The 9,867-nt window shown below is 73.3% G+C and carries 8 protein-coding genes and 1 pseudogene; 7 read left to right on the forward strand and 2 right to left on the reverse strand.

Features of this window, described 5'->3' with window-relative positions:
- Positions 1–403 precede the first annotated feature (403 nt).
- The 6 genes from ND748_RS17385 to ND748_RS17410 are packed head-to-tail and all read left to right on the forward strand — an operon-like array spanning position 404 to position 6,855.
- On the forward strand, positions 404–1,528 hold the full coding sequence (locus tag ND748_RS17385; RefSeq protein WP_251746852.1) for a fatty acid desaturase: 1,125 nt from the start codon (positions 404–406) through the stop codon (positions 1,526–1,528).
- A 40-nt stretch (positions 1,529–1,568) separates the two neighbouring features.
- Entirely contained in the window at positions 1,569–1,868 is a 300-nt protein-coding gene (locus ND748_RS17390; RefSeq protein ID WP_251746853.1) for an acyl carrier protein, read from the forward strand.
- On the forward strand, positions 1,865–2,875 hold the full coding sequence (locus ND748_RS17395) for a cyclopropane-fatty-acyl-phospholipid synthase family protein (RefSeq protein ID WP_251746854.1): 1,011 nt from the start codon (positions 1,865–1,867) through the stop codon (positions 2,873–2,875). The genes ND748_RS17390 and ND748_RS17395 overlap by 4 nt, the downstream gene beginning before the upstream one ends.
- Complete coding sequence (locus ND748_RS17400) at positions 2,872–4,236, forward strand: cytochrome P450 (RefSeq protein WP_251746855.1); 1,365 nt, start codon at positions 2,872–2,874, stop codon at positions 4,234–4,236. Before ND748_RS17395 ends, ND748_RS17400 begins: the two co-directional genes overlap by 4 nt.
- Positions 4,233–6,260, forward strand: coding sequence for a fatty acyl-AMP ligase (locus ND748_RS17405; protein ID WP_251746856.1), 2,028 nt, complete (start codon positions 4,233–4,235; stop codon positions 6,258–6,260). Before ND748_RS17400 ends, ND748_RS17405 begins: the two co-directional genes overlap by 4 nt.
- Before the next feature lie 10 nt (positions 6,261–6,270).
- Complete coding sequence (locus ND748_RS17410; protein WP_251746857.1) at positions 6,271–6,855, forward strand: PaaI family thioesterase; 585 nt, start codon at positions 6,271–6,273, stop codon at positions 6,853–6,855.
- Between the two features lie 139 nt (positions 6,856–6,994).
- On the opposite strand, the gene ND748_RS17415 is transcribed toward ND748_RS17410, so the two are convergent.
- Positions 6,995–8,425 carry an HNH endonuclease signature motif containing protein gene (locus ND748_RS17415; protein WP_251746858.1) on the reverse strand — a complete coding sequence of 477 codons (1,431 nt, stop codon included), beginning with the start codon at positions 8,423–8,425 and terminating at the stop codon, positions 6,995–6,997.
- Positions 8,426–8,949: 524 nt separating this feature from the next.
- Here ND748_RS17415 and ND748_RS17420 point away from each other — a divergent pair.
- The gene (locus tag ND748_RS17420) at positions 8,950–9,261 is read left to right on the forward strand and encodes a nuclear transport factor 2 family protein (RefSeq protein WP_251746859.1); all 312 of its coding nucleotides are present in this window, start codon (positions 8,950–8,952) and stop codon (positions 9,259–9,261) included.
- Between the two features lie 49 nt (positions 9,262–9,310).
- On the opposite strand, the pseudogene ND748_RS17425 reads toward ND748_RS17420, so the two are convergent.
- Positions 9,311–9,867, reverse strand: a pseudogene (locus ND748_RS17425) (hypothetical protein); the annotation flags it as partial.

A 9,867-nucleotide genomic window follows, 5' to 3' on the forward strand; every position in this document is an offset into this window, starting at 1 on the left:
GGCGGCGGTTGCCCCGGCGGCGAGCGCGGGCCCGGCCGCCACCACCGAGGCAGCGAGCGGAGCGGCGGCGAACGGTGTTGCGGCGATTCCCGCAAGCACCCGGCGGCGGTCCACGGATCCTCCAACGTGCCCGGGTGGCGACCCTCGCCCCTGGCAGCGCTCACCCAGCGAAGCGAGCACACATTTCGGCTCGGCGGATCGGGCCTTGCCCGCCGGGGTCGCCCAGCCGTCGAGTTGGTGAACACCCCCGCGGAACGTCGACGCGAAAGCGGCCCCTTCGATTCGATAAACCAATGGCGACGGCGGGCCCGTCGCCCACGTGGTTAGCGTTGGGCCCGTCCTGGAGCACACGCTCCGGTACGGATGCGTCGAACGCCCGACGCGACCGGGAGGGAGACCGCGGATGGCGAGAGCCGATCCCGCCGGCCGCGCCACCGACGTCGCCGGTGCAGCCGTGGCCGACAGTGCCGCCGATGCAGCCGTGGCAGCCGTGGCCGCCGATGCAGCCGTGGCCGACAGTGCCGCCGTTGTCGCCGTGGCCGACAGTGCAGCCGTGGCGTCGGAGCCGCGCCGCAAGACGGTCAGCAACCCGTTTCTGCACCGCCTCCAGCGCCGTCACTTCCTGTTGTTCGACGTGCTCCCGATTGCCGGCACCGCGGCCGCCATCGCCTTTCTGTGGGTGCATCCGCTCGGCGTCACCGAAATTGCGCTGCTCATCACCCTGTGGCTGGTGACCGGCCTGGGCATCAGCGTCGGATACCACCGGTTGTTCACCCATCGCACCTTCAAGGCCGCGCCGTCGGCGGCGGCGGCGCTGGTGGTCTGTGGCTCCATGGCCGGGCAGGGCGGCGTCGTGTCCTGGGTCGCACTGCACCGCCGGCACCACGAGTGCAGCGACCGCGAAGGTGATCCGCATTCACCGAACCTCGCCGGCGGCGGGCTGCGGGGGCGGCTGCGCGGCCTGGTCCACTCGCACTTCCTGTGGATGCGCCGGCACGAATATCCCAATGTCGCGCACTACGCCCCGGACCTGATCCGGAACCGGTCGCTGATGCGCGTTGCCCGCCGTTACCACCTGTGGGTCGTGCTGGGGCTGCTGCTGCCCGCCCTCGTCGGCGGCCTGGCCTACCAGAGCTGGGCGGGCGCGGTCAGCGGGCTGCTCTGGGGTGGCCTCGTGCGCATGTTCGTACTCGAACACACGATCTGGGCGATCAACTCGGTCCTGCACATGTTCGGTACCCGGCCGTACGAGTCCCGGGAGAACAGCCGCAACGGCGGCATCTTCGCCCTGCTGACCTTCGGGGAGTCCTGGCACAACAACCATCACGCCTTTCCCGACTCGCCGTCGTTCGGGCTCACCTGGTACCGGCTCGATCCCGGCTACTGGCTGATCCGGATTCTTGCGGCCGGCGGGCTCGCCCGGGACATCCGGGTGCCGTCCGGGCAGCGCAGGGCGGCCCAGCGAACCGGGCGCCGCGCGGCTGCCGGGCTCGACCCCGCGGCTGCTGGGCTCGACCCCGCGGCCTGACCCCCGGATTCCCAGACCTGACGCACGGAGGAGAAGACAGGTGCCGGACAGCCCGGAGAACATCGACCCCACAGGCCCCATTGCCCAGTGGTGTCAGGAGCATGTCGCGGACATCCTGGAGCAGCCGGTGGCCGAGATCGACCTCGACGCGGACTTCGACCGGCTCGGCGTCGACTCGGCGGTCGCGGTCTCGCTGCTGATCGCGGTCGAGGACCACTACGGCGTCGACGTGGCCCCCGAGGCGCTGTTCGAGAACCCGACGCTCAACGCGCTGGCGGCCTACCTCCACGACCAGGGCGCCCGGGAGCCGCTGGCCAGCCCCGACCTGGCCCAGCGGTGACGGCGCCCGCCACCGCTGACCGGGTGGCCGGGGCGGCGGCGGCCGTCCGCCATCACTACGACGTCGGCGACGAGTTCTACCGCCTCTGGCTGGACAGCTCGCTGACCTACTCCTGTGCGATGTGGGAACCGGTCCCCGGGGAGACGCCCGACATCGACGGCGGTGACATCGGCGGCGGCGGCGGTGACATCGGCGGCGGCGACGCCCTGGCGACCGCCCAGGAACGCAAGCTGCGCTTCCACCTCGACGCGGTGGGGGCCGACCGGGCCCGGTCGGTGCTCGACGTCGGTTGTGGCTGGGGCTCGGTGCTGGCCCGGCTGGCGGTGCGGCACGGGGTGCCGCGGTCGGTCGGCCTCACCCTCAGCGAGCGCCAGGCGGCCCACGTCCGGGCGCAGGCCCATCCCGGTGTCGAGGTCCGCCTGGAGAACTGGCTGGACTACCACCCGGAGGGCCGCTTCGACGGCATCATCTCGATCGGCGCGTTCGAACACTTCGCCACGCCGGCGGACTCGCCGGCCGAGAAGATCCGCATCTACCGGGAGTTCTTCACCCGTTGCCACAGGTGGCTGACGCCGGACGGCGTGCTGTCCCTGCAGACGATCGCCTACGCGAGCATGCGCCGCGAGCAGGCCAACGGGTTCATCCAACGGGAGATCTTCCCCGACGCCGACCTGCCCACTCTCGCCGAGATCACCGCCGCCGCCGAGGGGATCTTCGAGGTCCGGGCGCTGCACAACGGCCGGCTCGACTACGCCCGCACCTGCGAGGAGTGGGCCCGCCGGCTGCGGGCCCACCGCGCGGAGGCGGTGGCGCTCGTCGGGCCGGAGGTCGTCGCCCGCTACGAGCGCTACCTGCGGCTGTCCGCGGTCGGCTTCCGGATGCGCAGGATCTGCCTGCTGCGCCTGGTGCTCGCCCCCTACCGCGGCCCCGGCCCCGGCAGTTCCGACAGTGCCGGCAGCCCCGACAGCCCCGGCGGCCCCGACAGCCCCGGCGGACCGGCCCGATGACGCACCCTCCAGCCGCGTCGACCGCACCGGCGGCGCCGCGGTTCAATCCGTTCAGCGCCGCGTTCCGCGCGGACCCCTACCCGATCTACCGGGAGCTGCGCCGGACCTCGCCGGTCCTGCGAACGATGGGCATGTGGGTGCTGACCCGCCATGCCGACGTCCGCGCCGTGCTGCGCGACCGCACCTTCAGCGCCGGACTGATCCCCCGGCTGGTCAGCCGGGCCGCCCTCGGCTCCGCCGCCGGCTCTGCCGCCGCCCTTGGCTCCGCCCCCCTCGGCTCCGCCGCCCCCCTCGGCTCCGCAACCGCCGGCGACACTGGCAGGTCCGACAACGCCGAGCGGATGGTCCGGCTGGCGCGCACCTCACTCGTCTTCACCGACAACCCGCAGCACGCGCGCCTGCGCGCCCTGGTCAACCGGGTGTTCACCACCGCCGAGGTCACCCGGCTGCGGCCCCGGATCGCCGCGATCGCCCAGGGGCTGCTCGACCGGGCGCGCTCCGACGGTGGCGGTCTGGACGCGATCACCGACCTCGCCGCGCCCCTGCCGGTCGCGGTCCTCAGCGACTGGATGGAGCTGCCCGGCGACGTGCGTGCCGAGGTCGGCCGGTGGACGCACGACATCCGGTTCCTGCTCGAACCCGGCCTGATGGCGCCCGCCGAGATCGACCGCGTCGGCGACGTCGTCGCGATCTTCGCCGAGGCGATGGCCGGCGTCATCGCCGCCCGCCGCGCCCGGCCCGGCGACGACCTGGTCAGCCGGCTGCTCGCCGCGCGCACCGGCGGCGGCGACCGGCTCACCGGGGAGGAGATCGCCTTCCTGTGCATCATGTGCTTCGTCGCCGGCGTCGAGACGACGACGGCGCTCATCGGCAACGGGCTGCTCGCGCTGCTGCACCATGACGACACCGCGGCGCTGCTGCACCGGCGGCCGGAGCTGGTCGGCGCCGCCGTCGAGGAGGCGCTGCGGTACGACAGCCCGCTGCAGCTCACCAAGCGCCTCGCCACCCGCGACGTCGAGTTCGGCGGCGCCCGGATCCGCGCCGGCGAGCAGGTGCTGCTCTGCCTCGGCGCGGCCAACCGTGATCCGGCGGTGTTCGACCAGCCGGACACCTTCGACCTCACCCGCCCGGCGGGGGGCCACCTCGCCCTCGGTCACGGCATGCACGGCTGCCTCGGCGGCATGCTCGCCAGAGCCCAGGCCGAGGTCGTCTTCGGCTGCCTCACCGGCCAGGCCGAACGCCTCGCGCCCGCGGTGGACCTTCGCGCTGACGCAGGCGAGCGGGACCTTCCCCGGCAGGAACACAGCCTCATCGTCCGCGGGCTGACCAGCCTGCCCGTCGCGCTGGCGGGGGCCTGGTGACGGGCGTGGCGGCGGCGGAGGTCCGAGCCGATCACGATGTCGCCGGCGCGCTACTGCCGGACGTGCTGCGCCGGCGCGCCGTCGGCGCCCCGGACGCGCGGGCGTTCGTCCTGCTCGACGAGCATGGCGACGAGCAGGCGACGCTGACCTACCGGCAGCTGTACATCCGGGCGTTGGCCACCGCCGACCGGCTGGGCCGTCGCTGCGGGCCGGGGGAGCGGGCCCTGCTGGTCTTCCCGCAGGGCCTGGAGTTCATCGTCGCCTACTTCGGCTGCCTGTACGCGCACGTCATCGCGGTGCCGGTCAACCCGCCGCGGCGCGGTGCGGTCCGGGACGCCACCCGCGCGATCGTGCGGGACTGCGCGCCGACCGCCGTCCTGTCCACCGGCCCGATGATCGACATGGTCCGGGTGCCGCTGGAGGCCGTCGCCGGCCCGCTGGCCTGGATCGCGGTGGACGCGAGCGATCCCGGCCCGTCCCCGGAGTCATCCGGCACCGCCTCACTGCCCTCCGCCTCACTGCCCTCCGCCCCGGCGGCTACCACTCGGCCGTCCACCACTCTGCCGGGAGCCGCACCAACGCCCAACGCCCCAACGCCCACCGTTCTGCCGGCCGTCCCTGTGCCAGCCGTCCCTGTGTCGGGCTGGTCCGCTGAGCCGGACTCGGTCGCGTTCCTTCAGTACACCTCCGGGTCCACGGCCGACCCGAAGGGCGTGATGGTCACCCATCGCAACCTGGCCGCGAACCAGGAGATGATCCGGCTCGCCTTCGGCCACGACCGGCACTCGACGTTCGTCGGCTGGGCGCCGCTGTTCCACGACCAGGGCCTCATCGGCAACGTGCTGCAACCGCTGTACCTCGGCGCGACCGGCGTCCTGCTGGACCCGGGGGCGTTCATCCGCCGTCCACTGCTGTGGCTCACGGCGATCTCCCGCTACCGCGCCCACACCAGCGGCGGTCCGAACTTCGCCTTCGACGTCTGCGCGGCCGCGGCGGCCCGCGGCGACCTGCCCGACCTGGATCTGAGCTGCTGGCGGGTCGCGTTCAACGGCGCCGAGCCGATCCGCGCCGACACCCTGCGTCGTTTCGCCGGCGCGTTCGCCCCGGTTGGATTCGACCCGAGCGCGCTCTATCCCTGCTACGGCCTGGCCGAGGCGACGCTGCTGGTCACCGGCAGCTGCAAGGGCCGCGGCCCGCGCCTGCTCGACGCCGACGTCGACGGCCTTGGTGAGGGCCGCTACGCCCCGGCCGCCCCCGGCCGCGGTCGGACCCTCGTCGGCTCCGGCCTTGTCCCCGCCGCCGAGGTGCGGATCGTCGATCCGGAAACCGGGCGCGGCTGTCCGCCCGACCGGATCGGGGAGATCTGGGTGACCGGCGACCACGTGGCGGCCGGCTACTGGCGGCGCCCGCAGGCCACCGCCGCCACCTTCCAGGCCCGCTGCATTGACGCGCCCGGCCGGTCCTACCTGCGCACCGGCGATCTCGGGCTGATCGTCGACGGCGAGCTGCACGTCGTGGGCCGGCACAAGGACATGCTCGTCATCCGCGGCCGCAACCACTACCCGCAGGACCTCGAACAGACCGCCGCGGCGGCGCATCCCGCGCTGCGGCCCGGCGGCTGCGCCGCCTTCGCGGTGCCCGGCCCCGGCGGGGAACGCCCCGTCATCGTCCAGGAGGTGCGTGGCGAACCCGGCCCGGCCGCCGACCCCGCGGACGTCGCCGGGTCGATCCGCGCCGCAGTGGTGCGCCAACACGACCTCACACTGGCGGACCTGGTGCTGGTCCGCCCGGGCACGCTGCCCAAGACCAGCAGCGGCAAAATCATGCGAGCCACCGCCCGCCGCCGCTACCTGGCCGGTGACCTAGCACCGTGGGCGCCGTCGCCTCCTCGACATGCCGTGACCACCTCGCCGGCACCCCCGGTCCCGCCGGCACCCCCCGTACCATCCGTCCCGCCAGACGCGCCCGACCCCCCAGTCGCGCCGATACCGCCAGCTGCGCCGGCCTCGTCTCCGGCCGGCTGAGACGGGCCCGATGGCGGCGCATCCGGTCAACCCCGACTACGTCCGGTTCGTCACCGAGACGGTTCTCAGCATGCCGGCCGCGGCCCGGCTGGGTTTCCGGGTCGGGTGGGTGGCGCCTGGTGAGGTCGAGCTCCGCCAACCCTGGCGCCACGAGCTCACCCAACACGACGGCCACCTACAGGCCGGCGTCCTCGCCTCGCTGGCGGACCTCGCCGCCGGCTGCGCCGCGGGCACGCTGCTACCGGTCGGCTGGGTCAACATGACCGTCGACATCACCCTGAAGATCCTCGCCCCGGCGAGCGGCGCGGCGTTCCTCGCCCATGGCCGGGTGGTCAACGCGGGCCTCACCACGACCATCGCCGCTGCCGACGTCTGGTGCCTTCCGACCACAGACGGCGCAACCGACCTCTCCGAGGCCCACGGCGATACGAGGCTCAACACCGCCCCTGGCGCGGGGGCGAGCCGGTCCAGGGCCGACGATGCAATCGACTCCCACCGACCCGGACAGACGATGTGCGCCACCGCCCTGATCACCTTCCGCAACATCCGCCGCCGTTCGTCCCATCGCTGGAGCTCCCACCCAGTTGACGCTTGATTGGGCGGTGGGTACACAGTGCTGCGATCCGCGTGTGGTGCCGCTCGGCTGGGCGTGCGGTGACCCTCGGCGGGCATGCGCCTTCCCGAGCCGGGTGACGACGGAGGGGCCGGACAGGCGGTCGGCCGGCTCGCTCCGCTCAGGCGGTGGCTCGTTGGTGTAGCGGGGGTTGGCTGTAGGGGTTGCGGCGGGGTCGGCGTAGCGGGTCGATGCGGTGGGGTGGGACGAGTGCGGGGTGGTGATCGGCGGTGAAGACGATGTCCCAGCCGTCGTGGTGGACCTGACGGTGGTGGGTGGGGCAGAGCAGGAGCAGGTTGTGCAGGGTGGTGGGTCCACCGTCGCGCCAGTGGATCGCGTGATGTGCTTCGCACCAGGACGGGGGCCGATCGCAACCCGGGAACACGCAGCCCTGGTCGCGGATGGCCAGGGCACGGCGCAGGTGCGCGGGAACGGTGCGGGTTGATCGTCCGACGTCGAGGGGGACACCGGCGGGGTCGAGCAGGATGCGGCTGATCTCCGCATCGCAGCTCAGTCGGGCCAGGGCGGCACGGGGCAGAGGAAGCCCCCAGCTGGTGGTGGCGGGGATGGTGCCGGCGGCGAGCAGGGTGCTCCAGGGGATCGTGACGGTCAGGTGGGGTCGAACTCCGCCGGATTCCGGTAGTGCAGCGACGCCGAGGGCGCGGCTGATCAGGTCGATGAGGGCGTCCGCGCGGCGGCGGGCCGGGCTGCGGGAATCAGGGGTGCCGTCGACGGCGGGGCGGGGTGCGGCGAGGCTGTCCAACGCGGTGCGAAGCAGCGCGGCGCCTTCGGCATCGAGTTCGCCGCTGAGCAGGGTGGTGCCGGCGGGGGTGTCGGTGAGGGTCAGGCGGCGGATGTCGGCGGGATCGGGGCTTGGCTTCTCGCGGTTGTTCGTGTCCGCCCTGTCACCATCCCCATCAGCATTGCCGGCGCCAGCATTGCCCGTGCGGCCGCTGCCGGGGTTGTTGTGTTCGCCGGTGTGGCTGTCGGCGTGCGGGTCGTCGCCGCCGGGGGAGGTGTCCACCGTGGTCAGTGCTTCGCGTTGGCGGGCTGCGAGTTTGACCAGCTGGTAGGGATCGAACGAGCGGGCGAAGGCGAGCAGGGCCTGTTCGGCTTCGCTGCGCTGTTCGGGTGTCACCCCGGTGGGCAGCGACCGCATCGCCTCGCAGATCACGACGGCGTGCTCGACGGTGATCTCACCGGCCGCCAGGGCCGCGCCGGTGGCCCGGCACACCTCGTGAACATCACGGGCGAGAGCGACCTGCCGACGCGCCTCCCGGGACGCCAGCGCCAGCCGACCCCGCAACCAGGCAGCGGTGTCCACCGCTCCCTGCCGCAGCGCGAAACCCCGATCCTGCGCCTCGACCAGCAGCCGACCACGCGCCGCCGCGACCCGCCCGACCAGCCGGCAGACTCCTTCGATCAACGCCTCCAACTCACCGTCCGACAGCCGCCAGGTCTCCTCCGACAGCAGCCCCTCGACCTGCCCGGCGATCACCGCCAGCCGCGCCGGTGGCACCGGCCCGTCTCGCGCGCCGTCCTCGAAACTCATAGGTCAACGGTAGGTCAACCGATCTCCGATGTCGAACGTATGTTCGTCTGGGTGGCGGGCGTCGACGGTCATCCGTCGAGATGCCGCAGAGAGGAGCGAAGCGCGGGTCACGGCCTCCACTGGCCGGCACGATCCGTTGTCTGTGGCTGGTGGCCAGTTCCTCACCAACATCCGGGAGCGACGGCCCCGGCGGCCATCCCGTGACGACGGTGACGACGGTGGGGATGGTGGCGATGGCGGCGAGTCGACTACCGGGTGGTGGCAGGGCACCGTCCGCCGACGTTCGCGGGCAAGCATGCCCTCGCCGCACCCGATGTCCAGGGCACGCTGGGCGCCCTCGGGGGTCGCGCGCAGGATGCGAGAGTGGTAGTGGATGTTGTGGTTCCAGCGCCTGCCGTCGTTCTCCGCCATGGGCTCCTCCCGGCGGAGACGGCTCCTGACCGGCGGATCCTCAAAGCGAGGAACTCCCGTCGGCGTAGGCCGACCACTGCCGACGCGGCGGGTATCGGCTCGGGTGCGCGCCGATGGAGCTGTATCCGGTGCGGGCGGCTCACGGTGCTGATTCGGGGGGCGTCGGCGCGCCCGGTCAGCGTCTGAAAGCAGAGTCGTTCGACGCCATGGTGATCCAGGAGACTGCCGACCCGGAGGTCGTCATCGTCGACTACCAGGCCCGCGGCAGGATCACGACCACCGGCAAGGCGTACCAGCAGTCCATCAACGCCGTGTTCCGGGTCCGCGACGGAAAGATCGTCCTGTCTCGCGACTACCTGGACCCGCTTGCGCTCGCCGAGGCGCGGACGGAGCTGTCCACCCCGGTTGAGCGGGGGGCGGGCTGAGGGCACGACCCCGTCGCGGCGCGTCGCCGGCCGGTTTCGCCTCGGATCGTCAGGAGGTCCTGCCCGCGGCCGTGGTCGAGGCCGGCGGGGCGACCCCCGCGGGCGCCGGGGTGATGCCGTGCGCGCGCAGGTAGCGTTCCAGCCGGCCGGGGTGGTCGGTGGTCGACCGGTAGGCGAGGTAGCCGTCGGGACGGACGAGGACGGCCTCGCCGATCGCGGCGCCGTAGCGTGCCCGCGCCCGGCCGGCAGGATCGAGGACGGTGTCATCGCCGTCGGAATGCGCACCGCCGGAATGCCCATCGCCGGAATGCCCATCGCCGGAATGCGCACTGCCGGAATGCGCACCGCCTGTGTGGTTGCCGCCGCTGTCCCGGCCGGCGGGGCCGGTCGTCACGCCGCGAGCGGTCGCCACGACGTGGGCGGTGACGAGGTCGCCGAAGCGGGCGCGGATCAGGGCGGCGTCGTCGTGCAGCCGCCGGGCCGCGGCGTCGTCGCTGCCGGCGAACAGCAGGAGCGAGAACCAGGGGGTCCGGGTCGCCCGGCGCAGTGTCGGGCCGTCCGGGGCTGCGAGCGCAGCGTCCGGGGCGGTGAGCGCAGCGTCCGGGG

It is taken from the genome of Frankia sp. AiPs1, assembly GCF_023716945.1.
Taxonomy (GTDB): domain Bacteria; phylum Actinomycetota; class Actinomycetes; order Frankiales; family Frankiaceae; genus Frankia.